General features: G+C 35.8%; 28 protein-coding genes. All 28 read right to left on the bottom strand.

The window, feature by feature from the left end:
- Positions 1-3 precede the first annotated feature (3 nt).
- Positions 4-921, bottom strand: coding sequence for a helix-turn-helix domain-containing protein (locus OB_RS08385; RefSeq protein ID WP_011066021.1), 918 nt, complete (start codon positions 919-921; stop codon positions 4-6).
- Between the two features lie 28 nt (positions 922-949).
- A complete protein-coding gene (locus OB_RS08380; protein ID WP_011066020.1) occupies positions 950-1,735 on the bottom strand; it encodes a DUF3388 domain-containing protein in 786 nt (261 codons plus the stop codon).
- A 297-nt stretch (positions 1,736-2,032) separates the two neighbouring features.
- Entirely contained in the window at positions 2,033-2,281 is a 249-nt protein-coding gene (locus tag OB_RS08375) for a DUF3243 domain-containing protein (RefSeq protein ID WP_011066019.1), read from the bottom strand.
- 80 nt (positions 2,282-2,361) lie between these two features.
- Positions 2,362-3,078 carry an elongation factor P 5-aminopentanone reductase gene (gene ymfI, locus OB_RS08370; RefSeq protein WP_011066018.1) on the bottom strand — a complete coding sequence of 239 codons (717 nt, stop codon included), beginning with the start codon at positions 3,076-3,078 and terminating at the stop codon, positions 2,362-2,364.
- Positions 3,079-3,087: 9 nt separating this feature from the next.
- Positions 3,088-4,371: an EF-P 5-aminopentanol modification-associated protein YfmH gene (yfmH, locus tag OB_RS08365; RefSeq protein ID WP_011066017.1), complete on the bottom strand. Its 1,284-nt coding sequence runs from the start codon at positions 4,369-4,371 to the stop codon at positions 3,088-3,090.
- Positions 4,364-5,653 (bottom strand): EF-P 5-aminopentanol modification-associated protein YfmF, encoded by a 1,290-nt coding sequence (gene yfmF, locus OB_RS08360; RefSeq protein ID WP_011066016.1) that lies wholly within the window; start codon positions 5,651-5,653, stop codon positions 4,364-4,366. The genes yfmH and yfmF overlap by 8 nt, the downstream gene beginning before the upstream one ends.
- 250 nt (positions 5,654-5,903) lie before the next feature.
- Positions 5,904-6,629 carry a GntR family transcriptional regulator gene (locus tag OB_RS08355; RefSeq protein ID WP_011066015.1) on the bottom strand — a complete coding sequence of 242 codons (726 nt, stop codon included), beginning with the start codon at positions 6,627-6,629 and terminating at the stop codon, positions 5,904-5,906.
- A gap of 279 nt (positions 6,630-6,908) precedes the next feature.
- Positions 6,909-9,257, bottom strand: coding sequence for an FtsK/SpoIIIE family DNA translocase (locus OB_RS08350; RefSeq protein WP_011066014.1), 2,349 nt, complete (start codon positions 9,255-9,257; stop codon positions 6,909-6,911).
- A gap of 108 nt (positions 9,258-9,365) precedes the next feature.
- Positions 9,366-9,572, bottom strand: coding sequence for a YlzJ-like family protein (locus OB_RS08345; RefSeq protein ID WP_041544134.1), 207 nt, complete (start codon positions 9,570-9,572; stop codon positions 9,366-9,368).
- Complete coding sequence (locus tag OB_RS08340; RefSeq protein ID WP_011066012.1) at positions 9,569-10,303, bottom strand: ClpP family protease; 735 nt, start codon at positions 10,301-10,303, stop codon at positions 9,569-9,571. The genes OB_RS08345 and OB_RS08340 overlap by 4 nt, the downstream gene beginning before the upstream one ends.
- A 127-nt stretch (positions 10,304-10,430) precedes the next feature.
- Complete coding sequence (locus tag OB_RS18400; RefSeq protein WP_160162352.1) at positions 10,431-10,610, bottom strand: hypothetical protein; 180 nt, start codon at positions 10,608-10,610, stop codon at positions 10,431-10,433.
- 294 nt (positions 10,611-10,904) lie between these two features.
- Positions 10,905-12,140, bottom strand: coding sequence for an aspartate kinase (gene dapG, locus OB_RS08335; RefSeq protein WP_011066011.1), 1,236 nt, complete (start codon positions 12,138-12,140; stop codon positions 10,905-10,907).
- A gap of 62 nt (positions 12,141-12,202) precedes the next feature.
- On the bottom strand, positions 12,203-13,255 hold the full coding sequence (gene asd / locus OB_RS08330) for an aspartate-semialdehyde dehydrogenase (protein ID WP_011066010.1): 1,053 nt from the start codon (positions 13,253-13,255) through the stop codon (positions 12,203-12,205).
- A 58-nt stretch (positions 13,256-13,313) separates the two neighbouring features.
- The gene (gene dpaB / locus OB_RS08325) at positions 13,314-13,904 is read right to left on the bottom strand and encodes a dipicolinate synthase subunit B (protein WP_011066009.1); all 591 of its coding nucleotides are present in this window, start codon (positions 13,902-13,904) and stop codon (positions 13,314-13,316) included.
- On the bottom strand, positions 13,901-14,785 hold the full coding sequence (dpaA, locus tag OB_RS08320; RefSeq protein WP_011066008.1) for a dipicolinic acid synthetase subunit A: 885 nt from the start codon (positions 14,783-14,785) through the stop codon (positions 13,901-13,903). Before dpaA ends, dpaB begins: the two co-directional genes overlap by 4 nt.
- 143 nt (positions 14,786-14,928) lie before the next feature.
- The gene (locus OB_RS08315) at positions 14,929-15,177 is read right to left on the bottom strand and encodes a YlmC/YmxH family sporulation protein (protein WP_011066007.1); all 249 of its coding nucleotides are present in this window, start codon (positions 15,175-15,177) and stop codon (positions 14,929-14,931) included.
- 168 nt (positions 15,178-15,345) lie between these two features.
- Complete coding sequence (locus OB_RS08310; RefSeq protein ID WP_011066006.1) at positions 15,346-16,566, bottom strand: M16 family metallopeptidase; 1,221 nt, start codon at positions 16,564-16,566, stop codon at positions 15,346-15,348.
- Positions 16,567-16,588: 22 nt separating this feature from the next.
- The gene (locus OB_RS08305; RefSeq protein WP_011066005.1) at positions 16,589-17,539 is read right to left on the bottom strand and encodes a polysaccharide deacetylase family protein; all 951 of its coding nucleotides are present in this window, start codon (positions 17,537-17,539) and stop codon (positions 16,589-16,591) included.
- Between the two features lie 147 nt (positions 17,540-17,686).
- On the bottom strand, positions 17,687-19,804 hold the full coding sequence (gene pnp / locus OB_RS08300; RefSeq protein ID WP_011066004.1) for a polyribonucleotide nucleotidyltransferase: 2,118 nt from the start codon (positions 19,802-19,804) through the stop codon (positions 17,687-17,689).
- A gap of 192 nt (positions 19,805-19,996) precedes the next feature.
- On the bottom strand, positions 19,997-20,266 hold the full coding sequence (gene rpsO / locus OB_RS08295; protein ID WP_011066003.1) for a 30S ribosomal protein S15: 270 nt from the start codon (positions 20,264-20,266) through the stop codon (positions 19,997-19,999).
- Positions 20,267-20,390: 124 nt separating this feature from the next.
- A complete protein-coding gene (locus OB_RS08290) occupies positions 20,391-21,332 on the bottom strand; it encodes a bifunctional riboflavin kinase/FAD synthetase (protein WP_011066002.1) in 942 nt (313 codons plus the stop codon).
- Positions 21,333-21,341: 9 nt separating this feature from the next.
- Positions 21,342-22,253: a tRNA pseudouridine(55) synthase TruB gene (gene truB, locus OB_RS08285; protein ID WP_011066001.1), complete on the bottom strand. Its 912-nt coding sequence runs from the start codon at positions 22,251-22,253 to the stop codon at positions 21,342-21,344.
- Positions 22,254-22,427: 174 nt separating this feature from the next.
- Complete coding sequence (gene rbfA / locus OB_RS08280; protein WP_011066000.1) at positions 22,428-22,769, bottom strand: 30S ribosome-binding factor RbfA; 342 nt, start codon at positions 22,767-22,769, stop codon at positions 22,428-22,430.
- 24 nt (positions 22,770-22,793) lie between these two features.
- Positions 22,794-23,072: a DUF503 domain-containing protein gene (locus OB_RS08275; RefSeq protein WP_041544132.1), complete on the bottom strand. Its 279-nt coding sequence runs from the start codon at positions 23,070-23,072 to the stop codon at positions 22,794-22,796.
- Positions 23,069-25,147 carry a translation initiation factor IF-2 gene (gene infB, locus OB_RS08270; protein ID WP_011065998.1) on the bottom strand — a complete coding sequence of 693 codons (2,079 nt, stop codon included), beginning with the start codon at positions 25,145-25,147 and terminating at the stop codon, positions 23,069-23,071. Before infB ends, OB_RS08275 begins: the two co-directional genes overlap by 4 nt.
- A 16-nt stretch (positions 25,148-25,163) precedes the next feature.
- The gene (locus OB_RS08265) at positions 25,164-25,466 is read right to left on the bottom strand and encodes a YlxQ family RNA-binding protein (protein WP_011065997.1); all 303 of its coding nucleotides are present in this window, start codon (positions 25,464-25,466) and stop codon (positions 25,164-25,166) included.
- Positions 25,456-25,737 carry an RNase P modulator RnpM gene (gene rnpM, locus OB_RS08260; RefSeq protein ID WP_041544131.1) on the bottom strand — a complete coding sequence of 94 codons (282 nt, stop codon included), beginning with the start codon at positions 25,735-25,737 and terminating at the stop codon, positions 25,456-25,458. The genes OB_RS08265 and rnpM overlap by 11 nt, the downstream gene beginning before the upstream one ends.
- A 14-nt stretch (positions 25,738-25,751) precedes the next feature.
- Entirely contained in the window at positions 25,752-26,846 is a 1,095-nt protein-coding gene (gene nusA / locus OB_RS08255; RefSeq protein ID WP_011065995.1) for a transcription termination factor NusA, read from the bottom strand.
- Between the last annotated feature and the right edge of the window lie 16 nt (positions 26,847-26,862).

The raw sequence follows: 26,862 nt of genomic DNA, 5'->3' as shown, positions 1-26,862 counted from the left end.
AGTTTAATTAAATTGGATTTCTATTTTTTGATGTGCAGTAGAAGTGTCTACTGGATATTCAATTTCAGTACCATTAATAGAAATGACTACAGCTGGTGTATTACCTACATTAAATGAAATTGATTCATAATCTGTAGCATCCCACTCTTGAGGAGCTGCCTCTGCATTAAAGATACTGTTATAAAGTGATTCACCATTTCCGCTTGTTACCCCTAACCATGACTCCATATCATCTGCTGTAACATCAACAGAAACAGTAAGTTCATCACCGTAATTGCTTACACCAATAACTGAATTAGGGGAACTCCCAGTTCCTTCTTCAATTACCTCAACAGATAAATCTTCCGATGAATCCTCTTCAGATTCATTGTCTTCACTTCCTTCAGAAGTACCATCATTTTCTTCATTGTTCTCTTCTTCATCTCCAGCTGATTCATCTGTATTATTTTCAGAATCATTAGTTCCTTCTTCAATAATTACATTGTTTTCTTGCGGCTCTTCAGATGAATCTGTAGCATCCGAGGAAGAATTAGCACGAATAAACAACCACGCAACAATAATTATACCTATTACTAATAGAACGACAATAATTGAAGGAATAACGGAAGAAATGCGTGAACCTTTATCATTACTATTATTTTCTCTTCTAGTGCGCTGAATTCGTGTATATTGAACATTCTCCTCTTCCGTACTAGGCAACTCCTCTCTATGTTCTTCGAGAAGTTCATTCGGATCCAATCCAACAGCAGTTGCGTATTCTTTTATAAAAGCTCTTGCATAAAACTTACCAGGCAAAATATGAAGATTTCCTTCTTCAATTGCTACTAAATATCTTTTCTGAATCTTTGTTGTTTCCTGTAAACTATCTAGTGAAATTCCGCTAGATAAACGTGCTTCTTTTAATTTCGCACCAACATCCATATAAAACACCTTCCATAGTCAAAAAATATTAAAACATAGAAAACCCGTCCTGCTGATGAAAATCTTGCTTTTCTACTGTTTCATATGTAATCTCTTCATTTTCATCCGTGCGTAATTCGATGATATAATCAAAATCATCCATACTATATTCCGTAGATTGCACGAATATGTCCGGATGCTCAACTACTTTAATAGTTGGAAGTTGCATTATTTCACGAATTAATTGCCAATGTTGTTCATTAGCCTTCCTTTTTGAGACTACTCCATCTATAATATAAATATTATCAGGATTGTATTCACCTTCAATTAAACTTTTGCGAACAGTTTGTTTAATCATCGTACTTGAAACAAATAACCAACGTTTATTAGCACTAACACTAGCTGCAACAATTGATTCCGTCTTTCCTACACGTGGCATACCTCGTATTCCAATCAGTTTATGACCTTCAACTTTATATAACTCAGCCATAAAATCAACAAGTAAACCTAGCTCTTCTCTGACAAATCGAATCGTCTTTCGATCATCGCTATCCGTATGAATGTATTTTCCATGACGAACTGCCATTTTATCGCGGAGTTTAGGTTTTCTAATTTTATGAACTTTAATTGCACCCATCGTACTTAGTATAGACTTTAATCTCATAATATTTTCATCATATTTCGACAACAACAGCATACCTCTTCGTGAATTTTCTACACCATTGATTGTAATTATATTAATGGAAAGCATTCCAAGCAAAGAAGCTATTTCTCCAAGTAACCCTGGACGATTTTTAAGGTTTTCATATTCTAAATACCACTCTACTTTTTCCATAATGAACCCCTTTATATTATAGCTATATTCTGTACTATGTATTATCATAACGAATTTATGTAAAATTTTCTATTAGAATATAACATTTTTTACTATTTTTCAAAACAACTAGATGAAATTTCATAAAAATCCTGTCGAAATTAACCAAGATAACTCCGCACTACTGTAATAAATATAAAAAGAAAATTCAGATTACAAAGAAGGATATATTATTATAAAATTGCGATTCATCTTTAATAAAAAGAAAAAGTTGTACAGTTACAACTATACAACTTTTCCTCTAATTATTCATCATAATTATTTTTTCTGAACAAGTTTGATCATTGTATTTGCAAGTGCTTGCTGTTCTTCTTCAGAAGCTGCATTCCACAATTCCTTTAATACTTCTTCTTCCGGATTTTGAGCATTAACGCTTTGTGCAAGATAATCTCCTACTTCAGCTGCTAATCCAGAAATTGTTTTCTGATCTACTCCATTAGCTTGAGCTTGTTCAAGTCGATCAGCTAAAAAACCTTTCCATGAGTCAAAATTATCTAAAACAGACATTTCGATTTCCTCCTCATATTCGTAGAATCAAACTTATTATTTGAGGTTTCAACCGAAAATATTCATAAAAAAGTATATTTTTACCATGCTCCATTAACTTCTATAATTTCACCACGAATGTAGCTAGATTGATCACTCATCAAAAAGTGTACCGTATTTGCCACTTCTTCAGGTAAACCAGCACGGTTAAGAGGTATTTCATCAATAATGGAATGAACTTCTTCCGCTGATAAATGTGCATTCATCTTCGTCTGTATAAAACCAGGACTGACTCCATTTACCGAGATACCACTTAGGGATACCTCCTTAGCTAAAGCCCGTACAAAACTGTTTTGAGCACCTTTTACGGAAGAGTACATCACTTCGTTACTTGCACCGCGGTCTCCCCAGATAGAAGTGATAAACACAATATGGCCTTTATTTTTTCGAATCATATTTGGTAATACATGCTTCGTAATCATCCAAGGAGCTTTTATATGCAGTTGTAACATGTCATCCATTTCTTCCTCTAAGCTATCTTGAAATAAATCAAAATGTGCATTTCCACCAGCAAACACAATACCATCAATATCAAAATCCAATTGATGTATTAAATGATGTATCCCATTACTTGTGCTTAAATCAGCCTGATAAAAACCTAGAATAGCATCTTCATCCAATTCAAGCTGTAATTGTAGTATAGGTTCAACATTTTGATGGTAATGTAATAATAACGAATATCCTTCTTTAGCAAGTTTACGAGCAATAGCAATACCGATTTCTCCACTTGCACCAATAACTAGTACATTTCCCCTCATATTCTCACCTTATTCTGCAGAAATAGTACAAGTTGCTAATCGTTCTTCCTTAATCCACTCACTTAAAAATTTATTTGCATCATCCACCGTTAATTGTTGTATAAATGGAACGACTTCAAATAAATTCACTCCCAAATGGAGATAAGAAATAAATTTATTTGCAGTAAACTCCAGCGAGTTCATCGAACGTAATAACTGACCTATTTTCTTTTTCTTCATTCTTTTAAATGTTTCTTCATCCATTTTTATATCCTTTGTTGAAAGTAATAAATCTTTAACTCGTTGACTAAATTGTTCTGGTTGATCTGTATTAGTACCTATCAGAGAATAACCGAAAGTCGCATCCAAATTTGACTCGAAATAAAAGGAGTCATCAATTAATCCATCCCCATATAATTCCTGGTAGAATGGTCCTCCAGTAGAGAAAAAGTGGCTTAAAAACATTCCAACCATTAAATCCCTTCGGAGAATTTCGTTTCCTTTTACATTATTTGTCGGTTCTTTAATCCCAACGGTACATTTTGGAATCGACACCGGCATTGTAATTTTTTTATTTTTTTCTGCTACATGATCCAATTCATTTGGAAGAAATCGTTGAATTTCATCCATTTTTTTGAAATCCTTCTTAGATTGATTATCCGTTATTAAATCCATCATTGACTGTGGGTTAAAATTACCTGCAACGACTAAACTCATATTTTCTGGATGGTAAAATGTTTGATAACAAGTATACAAATCATCCTTGGTAATAGAGGAAATAGACTCTACCGTACCAGCAATATCTATATTCACTGGATGATCGTGAAACATTGCTTTGATTGTCCCCATGAAGGATTGCCAATCCGGTTGATCATCGTACATTTTTATTTCTTGAGCGATAATCCCTTTTTCCTTCTCCACGGATTCTTCAGAAAAATACGGATCCTGAACAAAGTCAATGAGAGTAAGGACATTTTTTTCAATTTGACTAGTCGCAGAAAATAAGTATGCTGTTTGTGTAAATGAAGTAAAAGCATTTGGTGAAGCACCTTGTTTACTAAAATCAGCAAAAACATCTCTGTCTTCTTTTTCGAATAGCTTGTGCTCTAAAAAGTGAGCAATTCCTTCAGGGACAGATATTTTTTCATTTTCACCGAGGGGGATAAACGTTTGATCAATAGAACCATACTTGGTAGAGAAAATACCATATGTTTTCGACATCTCTGATTTCGGTAATAAATATACATTTAATCCATTAGGTAATTGTTTCGTATAAAGCGTCTCACCTAATTCTTGAAATACTTCTTTATTCACTCTTCTCACCACCCTTACTTGTTAGTAAAAATATTGTATCTTCCTCAATTTCTTTAGCAACTTCTATCACTTGTTGTTTTGTAACAGATTTAATATCTTTGATTAATTGTTCTGGCGGAAGACTCTTCCCGCCAACTTCTTGTTGATACAAAAGTTCCACTAAACCTTGTGGATGATCCATTGTTTCTAAAAGTTGATTAATAATTAATTGTTTCGTTTCTTCAAGTTCTTCATCGTTAAAGGAACCGTTTTTCATTTCCTCTACTTGTTCTCGAATAATATCTCGAGCTTTTTTATAATCTTGAGGAGCGATACCACTCATCACGATCATAAGACCTTTATGACTTTCCAATCGCGATGAAGCATAATACGCTAAACTATTCTTTTCCCGTACATTAATGAATAATTTAGAACTTGGAAATGCTCCAAACAAACCATTAAACACTTGTAAAGCTGCATACCTTGGATCTTCATATAAGATATTTGTTCGATAGCCAATATGCAACTTTGCTTGCTGAACAGCTTCTTCTTCCACAATCTCTTTCGGAGAATTGCTAGCCGTTGATTCTGAATTTATTGGCGCTACTTCCTCATTCAATTGTTCTGTTTTTCCAGATAAGAGCTCTTCCATTAAATCCATCATGTCTTTGGTTTGAAAATCACCTGTTACAAAAACATCCATTACGTCTTCTTTGATAATTGATTTAGCATAAGCAAATAAATCTTCATTTTTCAAAGAAATCAAATCATCTTCATATCCTTGTACGTGTAAGGAATAAGGCTCACCATTACACATTTCATCTATTAATCGAGTGTTTGCATAATTCATTTTATCGTCTTTTAATGCATGTATCTTCTGTAGTAATGTCTTTTTCTCACGTTCAAAAATTTCATCTTTAAACGAATCTTCTCCATTTAATTGAAAAATCACTTCTTCAAATAGCATTGCAGCACGTCTCATGACAGAAGATGCATCCGGAATAAATTTTTCATTTGCTACATCTAGCCGAATCGTCAGAATATGATTTTCTCCTTTTTTTCCACCGGTAATAGCTAGAGTTGCACCATATAATTCATCCAATTCTTTCTGTAATTCTATTCTATTTGGGTAAGATGCAGTCCCTTGTTTTAATACATATGGAAGCAAAGCGCGTTTTGTGATTGTAGCACGTTCTAACGGCGCACGAAATTTTGCAACAAAAGAGATTGTTTTATGTTTTTTATTTGGAACTAAATGAAACTTCATGCCATCGACGGTTTTTTGATTAACTTGTGCCTTCATGGATACCCTCCAATTTAAAAAATTTTCATACTTCCTATTCTGCACTATTTTTCCAACTGTCATCCATTATACAGGAAAATAATATTGCTGTCGTGAGAGGAAAACCACTTGGAAATATTGTTGGCTGAAGAGGAGGAAAGCACAAGTAATCATGAAATAAGTACTTTAGCTAGTTGCTGGAAAACGGACACCGAACTGCACTGAAAAAGAGGTAATCTTCGCATAAATACACGAAAATTACCTCCATTCATTAAACACGTTTTCGTAAGACATAAAAACTAAATGTATCTGCTCGAAAATAATTAGATGAGTACAGTACAGGCTCGTCATCGCTTGTATAATGCACTTGTTTTAATAAGAGTAACGGTTGGTCAGAAGCATAATTTAATATATTATAAATTCGATCATGGTAACTTACTGGTTCAATATATGTAACCGCATATGCAACACGTTTCTTTGTATAGGATTCAAATACATTAAATATAGACGCCTCTTCACGTAATACCTCGATTGGAATCAATTCAGTGGGAATCTTATCAATACAAAATACTACGGGAACACTATCAGCCGTACGAACACGTTCAATTTTAGATAACGATGATAGAGAGGGATTGTTGAATTTTGAGCGATCTTCATCCGTTGCTTGGACAACTTCAGCAGATAAATATTGCGACCCTGCCGATTTCCCAGATTGTTCAATCATCTGCGTAACACTGGTAAGTTCTTCAATTCCAGATGAGAAAATGGGCTTTGGATTTACAAAAGTTCCTACACCATGTCTTCTTGTCACTACATTATCTTCTTCTAGAATTCGAAGTGCTTCCCTCAATGTAGCCCGTGAAACACCTAAATGTTTTGATAATTCATATTCAGATGGGAGTTTCTCATTCTCAAGATAAACGCCGTTATCAATTTCTTTCCGAATTTCATCGATTACTTGCAAATATAAATGCCTTGCATCCGCACGAATAGACATATATTCACCTCCACAGCTGCCAATATGGCATCGTTTTCTTATATGCTAGAGTTTATATTACCACTCTTCTCTAAAGAAATAAATCCCTAACATATATGATAGTGTAAAACTTCATCCAATGGGTTTGTTCATTCTACTTTATATGATAATTGACCAAAATACGCAATATTTCTTGATCACTTTTTCCTCGACAAAGCAAATTCATTGTCAGTTATTTTCGCAATCAAAAATATAATCCTTATTCATGAGATTACTAGAATAAGGATTATATTAAAGCTTTTACGAAGAGGTTGTTTGTTCTTCTGTAGGTTTTGGCACCAAGACGGACCTTGGTTTACTCCCTTCATATGGACCTACTATTCCTCGATCTTCCATTGCATCAATCAGTCTCGCAGCTCTAGTATATCCAATCCGGAATCGACGCTGTAACATCGAGACACTTGCACTTTGCATTTCTGAAATAAGTTGAACCGCATCCTCAAAAAGATCATCATCTACATCTTCTACCACTTCATTTGTTTCTTCGGGAATCATTTCTTCTTGATAAGTTGCTTTTTGTTGTTCTACACAATGGTCTACAATACGTTCTACCTCTTCATCAGATAAAAACGCACCTTGAACACGTGTTGGTTTCGAAGAGCCTACGGGCATAAATAACATATCGCCTCTACCTAATAATTTTTCAGCTCCTCCAGAATCAAGGATCGTGCGTGAATCTGTCGCAGAGGATACACTAAATGCAATGCGTGACGGTATGTTTGCTTTAATGACACCAGTGATAACATCTACCGATGGACGTTGTGTAGCAATAATTAAGTGAATTCCTGCTGCACGAGCCATTTGCGCCAATCTCGTAATAGAATCTTCCACATCATTTGACGCTACCATCATTAAATCTGCCAACTCATCCACAAGAACAACAATATAAGGTAAGTGTGGCTGCTGATCTTCAGATGCTAGATTTTGCTTTCGAATATATTCATTATATCCTTCAATATTTCTTGTTCCCGTTTCAGAGAATAAGTCGTATCGTCTTTCCATTTCAGCAACAACTTTTTTTAATGCTCTTGATGCTTTCTTAGGATCAGTTACAACTGGTGCTAACAAGTGTGGAATACCATTATAAACATTTAGTTCTACTTTTTTAGGATCAATCATCATCATTTTAACTTCATGAGGTTTTGCACGCATTAAAATACTTGTAATTATCCCATTTACACACACACTTTTCCCGCTTCCTGTTGCACCAGCAATTAAGAGGTGTGGCATTTTATTCAATTCACCAACAACAGCTTCACCAGATATGTCTCTACCAAGTGCATAAAGGAGTTTAGAAGTTTTATTAGACCATGTTTTATCTAACACTTCACGTAAAGAAACCATCGCGATTTCTTTATTTGGAACTTCTATTCCAACTGCAGATTTCCCTGGAATTGGTGCTTCAATACGTATATCTTTTGCAGCTAAGGCAAGTGCTATATCATCATGAAGATTAACAATCTTACTAACTTTCACCCCTGCTTCAGGATATACCTCATATTTCGTAACAGCTGGGCCAACATGCACCTTCGTTATTTTTGCCTTTACACCAAAACTTGTAAATGTTTTTTCCAATTTACGTACTGTAGCTTGGATTTGCGATTTTTCTTGCTGTTGTGAGTTATAAGATGGATCTGCTAATAAATCTGGCATAGGAAGTTCATAATCATGATTCTCCCTTGCTGTCATTGGCATTGCTTCATCTTTACTATCCTCAGCTGAGTGATCAGATTGCCCTTCTTGATCACTTTTTATACTTTGCGCTTGTTTAGCTGGTGATTTATTCTCTGTTGCTTGTGTTGCATTATTTTGATAAGCCACATCTGTAAAATCATTGATAAATGGCTCTTCTCTTTCTGACACTTCAATCTCTGTCACCATATTATCTTCTGATTCATTTACAGCTTGTCTGCTTTCATCATCCATATATGCTTGTTGTTTTCTTTCTCTTCTTTCGGTTTGATATTGGGTCCATTTTTCTATAGCTATATTGCTAACAGCTTTTACCCTCGCAAATAGCTTAGAAGCGACTTCTCCAATAGATAAATTAGTAAGGAAAATAGCACCAATTAATAAACAAAATACAACAACAATTTTAGATCCTGTAATGGAGAACATATAGTGTGAAAAAGTAAAAAGGATTGCCCCAATCATTCCTCCACCAGTTTGTACTAAAGTACCAGTTCCATTTACATAATCAAAAAATAGCGTCCAGCTCATCCCGATAATGGACGTATTTTCTGTTGTTACTAGTAAACTCTCCAATACTTGTATATGCGTCAACATCAGTACACCCGCTAATAGAATGTAAAATCCAATCATTCTTCGGTGTAGAAAATCTGGTAATTTTCGTTTTACTAATAAGTAAAATCCAGTTACAAGCAGAAATACAGATGCAATAAAATACCATATACCGAAGAAGAATTGAAATAAATTCTCCAACCATCCTGGTATAGCACCATCACTTAGCGCTGCTGCTCCGCTACCAAATATAGCAAGAAATATAAGAAGTAGGCCAACTAACTCTATTTTTAATCGTTTTACTTGCTTTGAATTTTTTCTTTTTTTCTTTCTCTTTTTCGCGGCCATTTTCTCACCCCAACATCCATTACTTTTGCGAATAGCAAACCCTTGCCCCACAAAAGCGGCAAGGGTTTTTCTACTTCCATTATAGCATAGATTTGGGAAAAATCGGTATCAGCTAATAATTCTTCCAGGTAAAAAATCATCATTTAGGTAATCATTTGGGTCTGACGATAATAATTGGTCTATTTGATACTTACCGTTTTCTTGACGCGTAGCATAAACAGTCTTTCCTTGATATAGTATAGCGTCTACATTTTGATAGGAACTTGGATCTGCTGGAAATACATCATGATAACTTAATGGAGTGTACAAGATCATGATTTATCATCTCCGGGTTTTTGTTTCGGACCAATGAACTCATTTAACTTAATCATTGCTTCCTTAACGCCACCGACATCATTGATTAAACCGAATTCTACTGCATCCGCACCAACTACATTAGTACCAATGTCACGTGTCAAATTACCCTGCGCAAACATTAGTTCCTTAAATTTTTCTTCTTTTATATTAGAATGATGCACGACGAAGTCAATCACTCTTTCTTGCATTTTATCTAAGTATTCAAATGTCTGTGGTACTCCAATCACTAGACCCGTTAAACGTATAGGGTGAATGGTCATCGTTGCTGTTGGAACGATAAACGAATGATCAGTAGCAACCGCTATAGGAACACCGATAGAATGGCCACCACCAAGTACAATAGACACTGTAGGTTTAGATAAGGAAGATATCATTTCAGCAAGTGCCAAGCCAGCCTCAACATCACCGCCAACTGTATTTAGCAATATAACTAGCCCTTCTATTTTAGGGTTTTGCTCAATTGCAATTAATTGTGGTAATAGATGTTCATATTTTGTTGTTTTATTTTGAGGTGGGAGCTGCACATGTCCTTCTACTTGACCAATAATAGATAAAACATGAATATTCGAATCCGGAGCTTGTGGAACATTTGATTGTCCTAATTGTTGGATTTTTTCTACCAACGAAGAAGAATTATTACCTTGTTCCTTTTCTGGTTTGTTATCATCATCGTTCATTTGAAAACTCATACTAAAAATCCCCTTTCCTACTACTTATTCTTAGTATGAGCACAAACATGTAAAACATACTTCATGTAATTTTACTTATGAATATAAAGACGAAATTTCATTTGATTCGAATAAAGTTTAACATGTTTTAATCCTTTTCGAACTCAAATTCGGTGTATATAAAATATGTTTCCACTGATACTTCCCCATTTTTATATAAATGAAAGCTTCGTTTGTATTTTTCATTCGAAAAGATCACTTCACCGATTGGCTTTGGAATTTCCCAATCATGAGTAAGATCTCTTCTACTTGCGTTTATTTGATCCATTTTATAAGTGAGGCATTTCGTGTATAAATCGAATGTCAGCTATTTTGATTTACATTACAGACGGCCGCTTTCCGCAGGCAGAGCTTCAGCTAACTTGAAAAGAAGAACGCTTTTCAAGTGGATCTTCAGCTCGTGCTTTTCCTGCAGGAGTCGCCGTCTTTCATTTCAATCAAAGCCAGATGTCAGTTGTTACTATATTCCGAACGGTATTAAATCGTCAATATTTAAAAACAGCTGAACGATCCAGATATTTTCTGACTATCGCCCAGCTGTTATTTGCTTCGTTTTATTCACTTAACTTTCCAGTAGTTCCTCGGTAATACTAAGTCCAAAAACATCATGCAATGCATTCACTGCAGTAATTAAATCATCATTATGCACTAATACCCAAATCGTGGTATGACTATCTGCAGACTGCAGAATTTGCACACCAGAATCGGTTAATGCCTGCACGATTTTAGATGCAACACCTGGAACACCACTCATTCCAGCTCCTACTGCAGATACTTTGGCACATCCTTTGGTTACCTCAGGATGAAATCCTAACATTTCTAATATCTCTATTGCTTTAGTTGTTAAAGTATCTGGAACTGTATAGACAACACCGGTCGGAGATATATTAATAAAATCTACCGATATACCTGCTTCAGCCATCGCTTTAAATACTTCTGATTGAACACGATAAGCTGATTCTTTTGTCTGAACTTTAATTTGCGTTACTGGAGAGATATGTGCAATACCAGTTATCATTCGATCAGGTATATCCATTCCAAGTTCATGTACTCGAGATGAAGTAACTAATGTACCTAACTGTTCGGAATAAGTTGACCGAATACGCATCGGTATTTTACCTTGCATCGCAATCTCTACCGCTCGTGGATGAATTACTTTTGCTCCTTGATAGGCCAAGTTACATATCTCTGTATACGTTACAACATCGAGTGGTCTAGCATTTTTTACAACACGCGGATCAGCTGTCATAATACCTTCCACATCTGTAAAAATTTCAATTCTTTCTGCAGATAAAGCAACACCCAGAGCTGCAGCAGATGTGTCACTACCTCCGCGTCCTATCGTTGTTATTTCACCAGACTCACTTTGCCCTTGGAACCCGGCTACGACTACAACATCATGTGTTTCCAATTCTTTTAAGATTCTAGTAGGATTCACTTCTTTTATTTTTGCTCGATTGAAATCTTCATTCGTAACAAAGCCTGCCTGTGCTCCAGTTAAAGCAACCGCAGAAATATGATTTTTTTGAAGTTCATTCGATAAAACGACAGAAGAAATCACCTCTCCACAAGACATAAGCAAGTCAAGTTCACGTGATGAATTCGTATTCGTTGGGAAGTCTACAAGTCCAAGTAAGCTATCCGTCGCATAAGGATCTGGTTTTCTACCTAAAGCAGATACTACAACAACTAGTTTATATTCTTGAACTAATGCCTCACGAATATGACGAATGACATGCTCTCTATTTTCTGAGGATTGCACCGAAGTTCCTCCAAATTTTTGGACCATCACTTGCACTTTAAAACACCTCTATAAGCTATCCAAGTTTGACTATTGGATGATTGTATTTTTGTATTGGGTTATTTTTTTAACCAATCTTTCTCAATTAAAGTTTGTGCAATTTGGACTGTATTCCAAGCTGCCCCTTTTAATAGGTTATCAGATACTACCCAGAGATGGAATCCTTTATCCTCATCTAAATCTTTACGCACACGACCAACAAAGACCTCTTCTTTCCCTTCAGCTGATAGCGGAGTAGGGTATGTCTGATTGGTTGGATCATCTTCTAAGATAATTCCATCTGCGGATTCTAGTAAATTCCAAATATCTTTTACTTGTACACCAGCTTCTTCTAATTCTACATACACACTCTCTGCATGTGAAGTAACAAATGGAAGACGTACACACGTTGCTGCTACATGTAATGCATCATCATGTAAGATTTTCTTCGTTTCATTAATCATTTTCATTTCTTCAAATGTATACCCATTTTCTTGGAAAACATCAATTTGTGGTAAAGCATTAAAAGCAATCGGATAATGTTTTTCATCACCTTTAACAGGGAGTAAATTTGCTTCTAATGCTTCGCCATTAAGTTGTTGCTGTGATTGTGTCTTTAATTCATCAATTGCTTCATTTCCTGCACCAGACACTGCCTGATAGGTAGAAACAATAACTTTATTTAAGCCATACTTTTCTTTGATAGGTTGTAATGCAGCTACCATTTGAATCGTAGAGCAGTTAGGATTTGCGATAATTCCTTGATGATTTTTTAAATCTTCCGGATTTACTTCCGGAACAACTAAAGGTACATCTGGATCCATACGGTAAGCACTTGTATTATCTACAACTACCGCACCCCTTTTTACTGCTTCAGGAGCAAGTTGCTTCGAGACAGATCCACCAGCAGAAAATAGAGCAATATCTACTCCTTCAAAAGATTCGGGTGTAGCTTCTTCTACAATAATTTCTTTGCCATTCACTGTAACAGCAGAACCAGCTGAACGTTTTGACGAGAGTAATTTTAAATTGTTAATTGGGAATGATTTGCCTTGTAATAGTTCGATGATTTTTTGTCCTACAGCGCCTGTCGCGCCAACTACTGCCACGTTATACTTTGTTTCCTGTGTCATTAAAATGACTCCCTTCCACATTCTAATTCTGTTCTCTAGTAAACTATTCTAACATACTTTACTCTTGATAAGGTACAATTATCGGCTGAAGTTGTTTCCCTTGTAATGCTTCTTCTACTGCTGGGATTAGAAAATCTAATTTTGCAGATAGTGAATTTGGTTTTTTAAAAGGATTATCTTGCCCAAATGGAATGAAATAAATATTTTTGCTATTTAATAATGTAGCTAAATTTGCAGCATTTAATCCTAACGCATCATTTGTTGTCATACCTAATACGACAGGCTGATTATTACGTAGTGTAGATTTCGCTGCCATTAATACACTATTATCTGTATGGGCGTGTGCAAATTTACTCATTGAATTACCTGTAAGTGGAGCAACAATCATCACATCCAACGGACGATTGGGACCAAAAGGTTCTGCTTCCGGAATGGTACGAATAACTGGGTGGCCTGTAATTTCCTCTAAGCGCTCGATATGATCAGCTGCTTTTCCATGCTTCGTATCTGTAAATTGTACTGTCTCTGTAGCAAAAGCAACTACTTCAGCACCCAGTGAAATAAGCTCCTCAATTTTAGGAAATATGTGTTCAAATGTATGATGAGAACCAGTTAACCCAAATCCTATTCGCTTACCATTAAGTGTCATGACTCGCTCCTCTCCTCATCCAATATTTGATTAACTACGTCTGCTAAGATTTTCCCAGCCGTTCTTGGGGCAACTATCCCAGGTAGGCTTCTCGCTAGTATAGCATTAATACCTCTTCTCTTTGCATACGTAAAGTCTGTACCTCCTGGCTTAGATGCTAGGTCAATAATCACTGCATTCGTTGGTAAGTGTTGAATAGACTCCTTCGTAACAACGAGTGCAGGAATTGTATTAATCAAGATATCACACTCAGCCGTATACTCTGACATTTTATTCAATGGAATTGCATGTAAGCCCATTTCTGTAATACGCGCTAAATCTCTTATGCTTCTTGCACATACAGACACTTTTGCACCTAATGCCGAAAATTTATTTGCTACTGTGTTTCCTACTCTTCCAAAGCCAACCACCATCACCCGTGATGAATGTATCGTTTGATCCGTTTGTTCAAACGCCATCATGATGGCACCTTCTGCAGTTGGAATAGAGTTATAAATAGCTACATCATCACGCTCTAACAATGAAATTAATGTTACTCCTGCATTTTTCGTTTGTTCTGTTAAATAATCATTCGTTATTCCGGTGAACACCACACATGATTTTTTCAATTGTTGGAACCAATCAGGTCCTAAGGAAATTTCTTTATCCGTAAACACCGTTTCGACTTTCCCGTGTTGATCTGTACCTGTAATCGGCAATATAACCACGTCTAAAGTCGAAGGATCTAGTTCATCTAATTCTAATTCATTTAAACCCGTAAATCCTTGTTCTAATTTATCAAATCCACATAAAAGAAGCTTATTATTTGGCACATTTTTTAATTGCTTAATAAGCTCTAAATATCTTGCATCTCCACCAATTACTGCTATTAATCGATTCATAAGGGTTATAAACCTCCAAACTCCCATTTCCTTTATTCATTTTTCTTTATAGCTTATGTGTTTAGCGGCAGGGAGTGAATATTTCCTACGATTAATGCAAAGAAAAAGGCTATTGTCACTTCAATTGTGACAATAGCCTTAGTTTAAGAATCCATCAATTCTGTATCGATCATGATCATATCTTCACCAATTTTCCGAATCGATTTCCAGTTAATTTTTGTCTCTTCTCCTTCTTTAACAAGTCCAAACCATTTATAACTTGGTATAATAAATGCCTCAATCTGGCCATTTTTTTCATTTATCTCTAAATCTGTTTGTCCTAAAACACCCAGTCGCTTCCCTTCACTTACATTGATGATCTCCTTATCACTCATATCCCGAAATCGTACCAAAATATCACTCCCTTATTACTTCCTATTTAATCAATATTATGCTCTACAAGTAATAATCATGATAATGGAATCTAAAATAAAATCTTTCTTTTTAAGGTAAACTCCTTTATGCAAAAGAAATCCGTTCCTCAATAACGGAACGGATTCACTTTATATCAATAATTTTATTTAGATCGCCTTTGGTGCAATTAATGCACGAGCTGCTTTTTCTTTGAATACTTCATTAATGACTTGTTGAATAGTCTCATGACTTACCGCATCAATTTCTTGTATCATTTCATCTAGTGTACGATGTCTTTTTAATAGCAGTTCATTTCTACCATTACGTGACATACGGCTATTGGTACTTTCTAGACTTAGCATTAAACCGCCTTTTAATTGCTCTTTACTATTCCTAAGTTCTTTATCTGTTAAACCATTTTGAATCAGCGTATCTACCGTCAATTGAATCGTATCTTCAAGAACCGATAATTGTTCTTTTCCTGTTCCACCATATATCGTGAGTAACCCACTATCAATAAATGTGGAATGATAAGAAAACACCGCATATGCAAGACCTTGCTTTTCACGCACATCTTGAAATAATCTAGAACTCATACTCCCACCTAATACATTATTCATAATTGTTAAACTATACAATAATGGATGACCTTGCTCTAATCCTTGATAACCAAGACATAGATGTGCCTGTTCTGTATCTTTATGCCGATCAATTGACTCAGCTAAAAATGTAGGTTTGATTATTTCAACTGAATTGGATTTACCCTTATAGCTTCCAAATGAAGATTCAATTGTCTTCATAAATGAAGAATCTACATTTCCAGCTACAGAAATAACTACACGATCTGGAGAATATGCATGTTCAATATAATCATTCAATTGAGCTGAATCAAAAGAAAGTAATTGCTCTTCTGTACCTAATATAGAATAACCTAAAGGATGTGTTCCATATGATGCTTTTGCTAATAAATCATGGACTATGTCATCTGGCGTATCTTCATACATTTTTATCTCTTCTAATACTACCTTTTTCTCCCTTTCCATCTCTTCTGGATCAAAAGTAGAGTTAAAAAACATATCAGCTAATATTTCCAAGGCATATTCTTTATGTGTGTCTAATACTTTCGCGTAAAAGCACGTATATTCTTTGGAAGTAAATGCATTAATTTGACCTCCAATAGAATCAAACTCTTCTGCAATATCTTGTGCGGATCTTTTATCAGTCCCCTTAAAAAACATATGCTCTAAGAAATGAGAGATTCCATTGTTTTGTTGGGATTCATTTCTAGATCCTGTTAATACCCATATACCAATGGTTACTGAACGTACTGCTGGAATTTGTTCATGTACAATTCGTAGACCGTTATTACATGTATGTCTTTCTATCACAAAATTTCCTCCTAAAATCCGGTTATCTATCTTCACTTAATAGTGCTTCAATTGTACCAATTTTATATCCTTTTTCTTTAATAATCGTTATCATCTCTTCTAATCCTCGTGTACTCGAAGCTGTTGGATGCATCAATACGGTTGCCCCAGGATGAATTTTTTCTCTTATTCTATTGACCATTACAGATACAGAGGGATTTTTCCAGTCAATAGTATCTACTGTCCAAAGAATGGTTTCCATATTTAAATCTGCAGCGGTCTGTACAACATTATCATTAAAACTACCACTTGGTGGAGCAAACCATTTTGGTGTTTCACCAATTACTGCATTTAAAATTTGATTCGTTTGATTAATTTGATCATAGGCTTCCTCTTTGGAAAGTGTTGCCATATCGGGATGATTGTATGCATGATTACCAATTAAATGTCCTTGCTCATCAATCATTTGTACAATTTCTGAATTTTCCTTCGCCCACTTACCTTCAATAAAAAAAGTCGCCTTTACTTCATGTTTCTTTAACACTTGTAGAATTTCAGGAATATACTCTTCTCCCCAAGAAACATTAATTAAAAAAGCAGTCATTTGCTTTTCCGGATGACCTCGGTAAATAGGAGAAGCGGGTAGTTCATCCAATGAAACCTCAGGCGAAATTTCGTCAAAAACAAATAAATCATCATTGAAACGATTTTCTTCATCTTTCATTTTCTTATAGGATGCATTTACATCCACCTGTCTACCATTTCTACCTGGTGTTTTCTTCCACACATTATCTATATAGGCATTCTGTGGTTCTTCCTTATATTCCTTACTTTTTTGTTCTATCTCCATATAAAGTTCATCCGTGGAAGAAGTAGGTGCTTCCATCGATACCTCTAATGGATTTAACTGAAATGGATTATAATTAAGATCGATTACAGTAAAAACTAAAATAATAAAAACAAATACATTTACAAATTTTTGATAGCGTCTCATACAAACCCCTCCCCTTACATGTCTATGCAAAAGGAGGACGAGTATGTACAACCTATGATATGTATTTCTTCTTTCATAAGTAAAGACGCATGCAAAAAAGAAACTGAAATTAGAATGGTTCAGCTTCTTTTTATCGCCTTTATACATTTATTTTGCTTGTTCTTTTGCTTTCTTCTCGTCTTGAATAACGGCTTTTCTAGATAAATTCACACGTCCTTGACGATCAATTTCTTTTACTTTAACCATAATCTGATCGTCTATAGAAACAACGTCTTCCACTTTATTCGTGCGTTCTTCTGCAAGCTCTGAAATGTGAACGAGACCATCTTTTCCTTTAAACAATTCAACGAAAGCTCCAAATTTCTCGATACGTTTTACTTTACCAAGATAAATCTGTCCTACTTCTACTTCACGGACAAGATCTTCAATGATTTGTTTTGCTTTTTTGTTCATTTCATTGTCTGTTGAGGAAATAAAGATACTTCCATCTTGTTCAATATCAATTTTCACACCAGTTTCATCAATAATTTGATTGATTTGTTTTCCGCTTGGTCCAATAACATCACGGATCTTATCTGGTTCTATTGCCATTGTTAGGATTTTTGGTGCAAACTCAGATAGTTCTTCTTTCGGTTCTTTAATTGTTGCTAACATAGAATCTAGAATCTGCATGCGACCTTTCTTCGCTTGAGAAAGTGCTTCTTCTAAGATATCACGAGATAATCCATCAATCTTAATATCCATTTGCAATGCAGTAACCCCATTAGCGGTTCCAGCAACTTTAAAGTCCATATCTCCTAACGCATCTTCCATACCTTGAATATCCGTCAGAATCGTATAATCATCACCTGATTTAACAAGCCCCATTGCAATACCTGCAACTGGTGCTTTAATTGGTACACCGGCATCCATCATTGCTAATGTACTAGCACAAATACTTGCCTGTGATGTAGAACCATTTGATTCTAAAACTTCTGATACAAGTCGAATCGTATACGGAAATTCTTTGTCATCCGGAATTACTTTTTCTAAAGCACGTTCACCTAATGCCCCGTGGCCTATCTCACGACGACCTGGTCCACGAATTGGACCTGTTTCCCCGACACTATACTGAGGGAAGTTATAATGATGCATAAATCTTTTTGATTCTTCTAAGTCTAAACCGTCTAAGATTTGTACATCCCCAAGTGCACCAAGAGTACACACACTAAGTGCCTGTGTTTGTCCACGTGTAAATAATCCAGAGCCATGCGTACGTGGCAATACATGTATTCTAGAAGACAGTGGTCGAATTTCATCCACTTTTCGTCCATCAGGTCTAATTTTTTCTTTCGTGATTAGTCGACGAACTTCTTCCTTCACCATGCTATCTAAAATTGATTTTACTTGTTTGATTACATCTTCTTCGACTTCTTGTTCTTCATAATGAGCAACAATTTCATTTTTCGCTTGTTTTATCGCTTCATCACGTGCATGCTTTTCCTGTACCTGTATTGCATTTACAATCTTGTCTTTCGCTTCTGAATGAACATTTTCAACTAGCTCTTCTTCAGATTCAGCTAATACAACATCAAATTTATCTTGTCCACATGCCTTCACAAGTTCTTCTTGAAAAGCTACTAAGCGCTTAATTTCTTCATGGCCAAACATAATTGCTTCTAACATAATATCTTCTGGAACTTCATTTGCTCCTGCTTCTACCATGTTAATCGCATCTTTTGTACCAGCGACTGTTAATTCAATGTCACTTTTTGCTTCTTGTTCAATTGTTGGATTTATAATAAATTCCCCGTCTACTCTTCCAACATTCACACCAGCGATTGGTTGCTCAAATGGAATATCAGACACACTAAGTGCAATTGAAGAGCCAATCATAGCGGCAATCTCTGAAGGGCAGTCTTGATCTACGCTCATTACCGTACTAATTACTTGCACTTCATTTCGAAAACCATCCGGGAACAATGGACGGATAGGTCGGTCTATTAGACGAGATGAAAGGATCGCTTTTTCACTCGGACGCCCTTCTCGCTTTATAAATCCTCCTGGTATCTTACCGACTGCATATAGTCGTTCTTCGTAGTTTACTGTTAGTGGAAAGAAAGGAAGGTCCTTTGGTTCACTGGAAGCAGTTGCTACGGATAGGACAGATGTATCGCCATAATGAATCATACAAGCACCATTTGCTTGTTTTGCTAATTCTCCAACTTCTACAGTAAATTTCTTACCAGAAATTTCTGTGGAGAATAGTTGTTTTTCTTCTGCCATTATTTCTAGTTCTCCTTTCATGCTACGATAATATATCTGTAGCAGTTCTATATTCAAATGTAATTCGGTGTTACATCTAAAAACATTCTCTTTTTATAGCATAAACTATCCATAAATAGGAATCAATCTCAGAATCATATGTAACAACAATTTTGGGTAATAGAAAAAGCAGGATCTCTCCTGCTTTTAACATTATCGACGTAAGCCGAGTTTTTTAATTAATTCACGGTAACGAGTAACATCTTTGTTACGTAGGTACGTTAATAGGTTACGACGTTTACCAACCATCTTTAATAGACCGCGACGAGAATGGTGGTCTTTTTTATGAACACGTAAATGCTCATTTAAAGAAGTGATTTCTTCCGTTAGTACAGCGATTTGTACTTCTGGAGAACCAGTATCCGTTTCGTGAACCTTGTACTCGCTAATAATTTCATTCTTACGTTCCTGTGTGATTGCCATATGGCACACCTCCTAAAATTCTTGATCCCCAGTCCCCTAGCATACGTCGGAGTTACGTGATGCCAAGCGACGGTTGTACGAATATAAGCATACAGCTTCTGACGAAAAAAATCAAGTATGATAATTATTCTCTTGTTAAGTAAGATCGAATTTCCTGTTCATCCTCTTTCATTCCATTAATTAAAGCTTCAACGGTATCAAATCTTTCTTCTGGACGAACATAATTCAGCCATTCAATGATTAATTCTTCTCCATATAAATCATTGGAGTAATCAAAAATATATACCTCGACAGATACATCTTGTCTGTCTTCAGTAAAAGTGGGGTTAGTACCTATATTCGCCATTCCTTCATAACGTTGATTTTTCACCCACACATAGACTGCGTATATACCTTGGCGTGGTAAGAGGGAATCATTGGGGACATCAATATTTGCTGTAGGATAACCAAGTTCCCTTCCGCGCTGTGCTCCTTTAATTACCATCCCTGCTGATTGATATGGTCTGTTTAGCAATTGATATACCTTATCTACATTACCCGCTTTTAATTCTTTACGAATCCTTGTTGAACTTATTTTCTCTTCATCTAAAGAAACTTGCTCCACCTTTTGCCAAGTGAATTTTCCATTGGAATAGTCTGAAATATTATTCATATTCCCTTTCCCTTTGTATCCAAATGAATAGTCAAAACCCGCAACTAGATGTTTTATATGTAACCCAACGATAAAATGATTAATAAATTCTTGTGGACTTAGCTTAGATAATTGTTCGTTAAAAGTAATGATGTATAGACGATCCACACCAAGCTCTTGTAAAACATCCTGTTTTTCTTTTAATGTAGTTATATATTGAATCTGTTGCGTATCTTTCTTCAATACTACAGATGGATGTGGGTGAAACGTAATCACTGCACTATCCATTTCTTTTTCCTCAGCTTCCCTTACTGCAGTTGTGATGACTTTTTGATGACCTTGATGGATACCATCAAAGAATCCAATCGCACTTACGGTTTTTGGTAATTCTTCCATATGCAAGCTATGTGGATATGTTAACTCTATTGTCCTCAACTTCTTCACCTACACTTTTTTATCTTCAATTGCAAATACACGTACTGGTTTTATCTGATCTTCATTAGTTGGGTGAGATTGATAGATAGCCAGTACATTTCCTTCCCTGACAAATACAAACGGATCTGTTTGCTTGGGTTGATTTCTTTGTAATGAAAGTTTCTGACCATTTAAAATTCTTTTTTCCATATCTTCATTTACTTCTATTTGTTCCAAATGCTGTAAACCGTTTATAATTGGTTCAAGTAACCGTTCTTCTGATTGATTGGAAACGGCTTCTTCTATCATATCAAAAGTTACCGTATTTTTCTCAGAAAATGCCCCTGTCTTTGTACGAGTAAGTAAAGACATATGTGCTGGATATCCCAGTGCTTTTCCTATATCAACACAAAGAGTACGTATATAAGTGCCTTTTGAACAAACGATGCGAATGTCAAAGGAATGATTTTTCTCATCGACACTGGTAAGCGTTAATTCAAATATCTCAATTTCACGTACAGGTCTTTCCACTGATTCATTTGCTCTAGCATATTCATATAACTTTTTTCCGTTTACCTTTACAGCAGAGTACATTGGTGGAATTTGCTTTGTTCTTCCTATAAAAGTCTGAAGTACTTCTTCCAAATTCTTGTTCGTTGGAAAATCAGAAACTTCCTTTGTTTCTACTATTTTTCCCGTTGCATCCTCTGTCTCGGTTGAATATCCTAGTTGAACCGTAGCTTCATATACTTTTTTTGTATCTGTCAAGAACGGAACAATTTTTGTTGCTTGTCCAATACATATAGGTAACACACCCTCAACTTCTGGATCCAAAGTTCCAGTATGCCCAACCTTTTTCGTCTTAAAATATCGACGACAACGCATCACACAGTCATGTGAAGTTAATCCTTTTGGTTTCCATAACGGAAGAATACCATGCATTGTAAAGCTCCCTTCTACTTTACTTGAATCAAGTTCAGATATTATGTAAAAAATTTGATGTTTTCCTATTTGATTTCAATGTACACGAACGATTATGTAACCTTAAAAACACTAAAAGTTGAGCACTTATAAAAGAATCTGACCCAACGCTTAGGGCTGGATCAGATTCTTCAATTACTTATTTAAGTCTCTAAGGATTGTTTCTATACGATTTCCCTGTTCTAATGCTTCATCGAATTCAAACGTAATTTCTGGTGTTTTTCTTAAGCGAATTCGATTACCAATTTCAGAACGGATAAATCCTTTTGCTTTTGAAAGACCCAATAGTGTATCTTGTTTTTTCTTCTCATCTCCAAGGACAGATATATACACTTTTGCCTGTTGAAGGTCACCAGTAACCTCTACATCAGTTACAGTTACAAATCCAACACGCGGATCTTTTATCTTTCTAGAGAGAATTTCACCAAGCTCTTTTTTCATTTGCTCTGCAATTCGATGAGCTCTTAATTCTGCCATATCTATCACCTCAGTACATGTGCTTTATAATCTTTCCACATTTGTAATTGTTCTCTCTAACTCTGAAAAAGAGTCAATTTGACCAATGGCATGCTGAATTATTTTCTCCGCATGCACATAATCCGTAGAGATTGCTACGATCCCAAACTTAGTACGCTGCCATAAATCATGAAAATCTAATTCAGTAACAGATACATTGGATGTCTGGCGAAGTTTAGATATTACCTTCTTAATAATCGAACGCTTATCCTTTAAGGAATGACCATCATATAGCATACATTCTACTTCTGCGTAGACAATCATTTACGTTCAATTTCTTCCATAACGAATGCTTCGATTGTATCCCCTTCTTTAATATCATTAAAATTGGAGATGGTAATACCACACTCGTAGTTCGTTTGAACCTCTTTCACATCGTCTTTAAATCGTTTAAGAGCCTGAAGCTCACCCTCATATAATACAACTCCGTCACGAATTAAACGAACGCCAGCATCTCTTGTAATTTTCCCATCCGTTACATAACTTCCTGCAATGGTACCAATTCGAGAAACTTTAAAGATTTCGCGTACTTCTGCTTGACCGATTACTTTCTCTTGATATTCAGGATCGAGTAACCCTTTCATTGCAGATTCGATTTCTTCAATCGCGTTGTAGATAACACGATGAAGGCGCAGATCTACTTTTTCTGACTCTGCAGCGTTTTTCGCATTCACGTCTGGACGAACATTAAATCCAATAACAATCGCTTTAGACGCAGAAGCAAGTATAATATCTGATTCTGTGATAGCACCTACTCCTGTGTGAATGATTTTAACGTTAACGCCTTCTACTTCAATTTTTTGTAAAGATGCAGCTAGTGCTTCCACAGAACCTTGTACATCTGCTTTGACAATAATATTTAATTCTTTCATTTCACCTTGCTTAATTTGCTCAAATAGATCGTCTAAGCTTACGGTAGATTGAGTTCCACGATTCTCATCAATTTGTTTTTGCTCACGTGCCTCTCCGATTTGACGAGCTTTTTTCTCATCTTTAAAGACAAGGAACTGGTCCCCTGCTTGAGGAACACCATGTAAACCAGTGATTTCTACTGGAGTAGACGGACCAACTTCAGTTACACGATTACCCAAGTCATTTACCATAGCACGAACTTTACCAAAAGTACTTCCTACAACTAATGGATCTCCAACATGAAGTGTACCATTTTGAACGAGTAATGTTGCAACAGAACCTCTTCCTTTATCTAATTGAGCATCAATAACACTACCAAACGCTTTTGCATTCGGATTCGCCTTTAATTCTTCCACTTCAGAAACAAGAAGAATCATTTCCAATAAATCATCGATACCTTCATTTTTAATCGCAGAAAGATTAACAAAAATCGTGTTGCCGCCCCAATCTTCAGGAATTAATTGATGCTCAGTCAGTTCTTGCATGACACGATCAGGGTTTGCTCCTTCTTTATCCATTTTATTAACCGCAACAATAATTGGAACCTCTGCTGCTTTAGCGTGGTTAATCGCTTCTACTGTTTGTGGCATTACACCATCATCAGCAGCAACAACTAATATAGCTATATCCGTAACCTGTGCACCACGAGATCGCATACTAGTAAATGCAGCGTGTCCAGGTGTATCTAAGAAAGTAATCTTTTTACCGTCGTTTTCTACTTGATACGCACCGATATGCTGTGTTATACCACCTGCTTCACCTGCTGTAACTTTCGTATGACGAATAGAATCTAACAAAGTTGTTTTACCGTGGTCAACATGTCCCATAATCGTTACAACAGCTGGACGTTCTTGTAGATTTTCTTCTGCATCTTCTTCAATATATTTATCTAAGTCTGTATCTTCTAGTATGATTTCTTTTTCAACCTCTACATCATACTCACCGCAAATTAACTCTATCGCATCATCATCTATATCTTGGTTTTTCGTAGCCATTACTCCAAGGAACATTAGCTTTTTAATAAGTTCAGCAGGCTCCTTATTAAGCTTTCCAGCTAAATCTTGCACAGTTAACGTACCATGGTACGTTATTTTTCCAGGAGTTTCTGCTGGTTTAGCGGCAGGTCTCTCTTGTTGTTGATTTTTCTTGGGACCTTTTTGTTTCTTGTTTTTATTCGGTTTAGACTGATTTTTTTGATTTTGTTTCTGTCTATTCTGTTGTTGGTTGTTAGATTGCTTTTGATTTTGCCCTTTTTTAGCATTCTCTGGTTTTGCCTTAAATTTATTATCTAGTTTTTTAACAACTTCATCAGAAATTGCAGACATATGATTTGATACTTCTACATTTTCCGTTTTTAAGAAGTTAATTACATCTTTACTTGCTAAATTATTTTGTTTTGCATATTCATATATACGTATTTTACTCATACGTTCACCCCCGAATTTATTCCCCAATGAGAGATATGAGCTTCTTGGCAAAGCCTGCATCTAAAATAGCGACAGCTACTCTATGGGTCTTTCCGATTGAATGTGATATAGTATCACGATCATCAACAAATCGAAACGGAACTTGATAATAATTACATTTGTCCGTTATCTTTTTTTTCGTTTGAGGTCCGATATCACTTGCTAATAAGACCAATTGTGCACGGTTAGAACGAACTTCTTTTAAGATTATCTCTTCACCAAATGCACATTTCCGCGCGCGTACTGCAAGCCCAAGAACGTTTAGGTAATTAGGATTCATGATACGTGCCTTCTACTACTTGCAACAAATCTTCGTAAAGAGATTCATCAACCTCTGTTTGAAAAGTTCGATTCAAAATTTTTGTTTGTTTTGCTTGTTCAATTACTTCTTTATCTTTGGAAAGATACGCTCCTCTACCATTCTTCTTACCAGATGGATCGACGAACACTTCCCCTTCCTTATTTCGCACGACACGAATTAATTCTTTCTTCGGTCTCATTTCATTGGTGACTATACATTTACGCTCTGGTATTTTTTTCTTCTTAACCAATGACATTTACCTCCTTATTCAAACAAGTCGTTTTCATTGTCAGAATAAGATTCACCATCGTCTAGCAATCCTTCTTCTCTTGCTTCGGATTCACTTTTAATATCTATCTTCCATCCTGTTAGTTTAGCAGCTAATCTGGCATTTTGGCCTCTCTTACCAATAGCTAGGGATAATTGGTAATCTGGAACGACTACTGTCGTTGATTTCTCTTCCTCGTTTACCGAAACCTTAACCACTTTAGATGGACTCAACGCATTAGATACATATACCACTGGATCTTCTGACCATTGAACAATGTCTATTTTCTCACCTTTGAGTTCTGTTACTATTGCCTGCACTCGTTGTCCACGTTGTCCAACACAAGAACCAACTGGATCTATTTCAGGATCTGGGGCATACACAGAAATTTTTGAGCGATCTCCTGCTTCACGAGCTACTGACTTAATTTCTACAGTTCCATCATAAATTTCAGGTACTTCCATTTCAAATAGTCTTTTCAACAAACCAGGGTGTGATCTAGAAATAAAAATTTGTGGACCCTTACTTGTATTTTCTACTTTCGTAACAAACACTTTTAGTCGATCATGCACATGATAATCTTCCGTAGGCATCTGCTCAGACTCAGCTAATTTTGCTTCAATTTTACCTAAATTAACGTAAACAAAGCGTGGATCTTTTCGTTGTATTATACCAGTCATGACATCTTCTTCTCGATCAACATATTCTGAGAAAATCACGCCTCTCTCCGCTTCTCGAACTCGTTGAGTCACAACTTGTTTTGCAGCTTGTGCAGCAATACGTCCAAAATCTTTCGGTGTTACTTCTACTTCGATCACATCATCAACTTCATAGTTTGGATCAATTTTCTTTGCTTCATCTAATGGAATTTCTTGCTGTACATCTTCTATTTCATCTACCACTGTTTTACGTGCATAAACTGCCATTTTTCCTGTTTCTTCATTCAACTCTACTCTTACATTGGAAGCAGATTTGAAATTTTTCTTATACGCTGAGATTAAAGCTGCTTCTAAGGCCTCCATTAAGATATCCTTATCAATTCCCTTTTCTTTTGCTAAATTCTCAATCGCATCAAATAACTGCATGCTCACTTTTTCTTTTCCCCCT

Source organism: Oceanobacillus iheyensis HTE831, assembly GCF_000011245.1.
GTDB classification, from domain to species: domain Bacteria; phylum Bacillota; class Bacilli; order Bacillales; family Amphibacillaceae; genus Oceanobacillus; species Oceanobacillus iheyensis.
The sequence above is the reverse complement of the archived record's forward strand: the minus strand, read 5'-3'. Positions and strand labels throughout refer to the sequence as shown.

What these genes read in the sequence shown, in the direction of transcription:
- infB (WP_011065998.1), bottom strand. Translation starts at nt 25,147, where the DNA reads ATGAGTAAAATACGTATATATGAATATGCAAAACAAAATAATTTAGCA.
- OB_RS08305 (WP_011066005.1), bottom strand. Translation starts at nt 17,539, where the DNA reads ATGAGACGCTATCAAAAATTTGTAAATGTATTTGTTTTTATTATTTTA.
- OB_RS08350 (WP_011066014.1), bottom strand. Translation starts at nt 9,257, where the DNA reads ATGGCCGCGAAAAAGAGAAAGAAAAAAAGAAAAAATTCAAAGCAAGTA.
- pnp (WP_011066004.1), bottom strand. Translation starts at nt 19,804, where the DNA reads ATGGCAGAAGAAAAACAACTATTCTCCACAGAAATTTCTGGTAAGAAA.
- OB_RS08375 (WP_011066019.1), bottom strand. Translation starts at nt 2,281, where the DNA reads ATGTCTGTTTTAGATAATTTTGACTCATGGAAAGGTTTTTTAGCTGAT.
- dpaB (WP_011066009.1), bottom strand. Translation starts at nt 13,904, where the DNA reads ATGACACTTAATGGTAAGCGAATAGGATTTGGGTTAACTGGTTCTCAT.
- ymfI (WP_011066018.1), bottom strand. Translation starts at nt 3,078, where the DNA reads ATGAGGGGAAATGTACTAGTTATTGGTGCAAGTGGAGAAATCGGTATT.
- OB_RS08380 (WP_011066020.1), bottom strand. Translation starts at nt 1,735, where the DNA reads ATGGAAAAAGTAGAGTGGTATTTAGAATATGAAAACCTTAAAAATCGT.
- yfmF (WP_011066016.1), bottom strand. Translation starts at nt 5,653, where the DNA reads ATGAAGGCACAAGTTAATCAAAAAACCGTCGATGGCATGAAGTTTCAT.
- dpaA (WP_011066008.1), bottom strand. Translation starts at nt 14,785, where the DNA reads ATGAATCGATTAATAGCAGTAATTGGTGGAGATGCAAGATATTTAGAG.
- OB_RS08275 (WP_041544132.1), bottom strand. Translation starts at nt 23,072, where the DNA reads ATGATTGTCTACGCAGAAGTAGAATGTATGCTATATGATGGTCATTCC.
- rbfA (WP_011066000.1), bottom strand. Translation starts at nt 22,769, where the DNA reads ATGGCAGAATTAAGAGCTCATCGAATTGCAGAGCAAATGAAAAAAGAG.
- OB_RS08345 (WP_041544134.1), bottom strand. Translation starts at nt 9,572, where the DNA reads ATGATCTTGTACACTCCATTAAGTTATCATGATGTATTTCCAGCAGAT.
- truB (WP_011066001.1), bottom strand. Translation starts at nt 22,253, where the DNA reads ATGCATGGTATTCTTCCGTTATGGAAACCAAAAGGATTAACTTCACAT.
- OB_RS08385 (WP_011066021.1), bottom strand. Translation starts at nt 921, where the DNA reads ATGGATGTTGGTGCGAAATTAAAAGAAGCACGTTTATCTAGCGGAATT.
- rpsO (WP_011066003.1), bottom strand. Translation starts at nt 20,266, where the DNA reads ATGGCAATCACACAGGAACGTAAGAATGAAATTATTAGCGAGTACAAG.
- OB_RS08340 (WP_011066012.1), bottom strand. Translation starts at nt 10,303, where the DNA reads ATGAGTTTTCAAATGAACGATGATGATAACAAACCAGAAAAGGAACAA.
- OB_RS18400 (WP_160162352.1), bottom strand. Translation starts at nt 10,610, where the DNA reads ATGGATCAAATAAACGCAAGTAGAAGAGATCTTACTCATGATTGGGAA.
- OB_RS08265 (WP_011065997.1), bottom strand. Translation starts at nt 25,466, where the DNA reads ATGAATCCTAATTACCTAAACGTTCTTGGGCTTGCAGTACGCGCGCGG.
- OB_RS08355 (WP_011066015.1), bottom strand. Translation starts at nt 6,629, where the DNA reads ATGTCTATTCGTGCGGATGCAAGGCATTTATATTTGCAAGTAATCGAT.
- asd (WP_011066010.1), bottom strand. Translation starts at nt 13,255, where the DNA reads ATGACACAGGAAACAAAGTATAACGTGGCAGTAGTTGGCGCGACAGGC.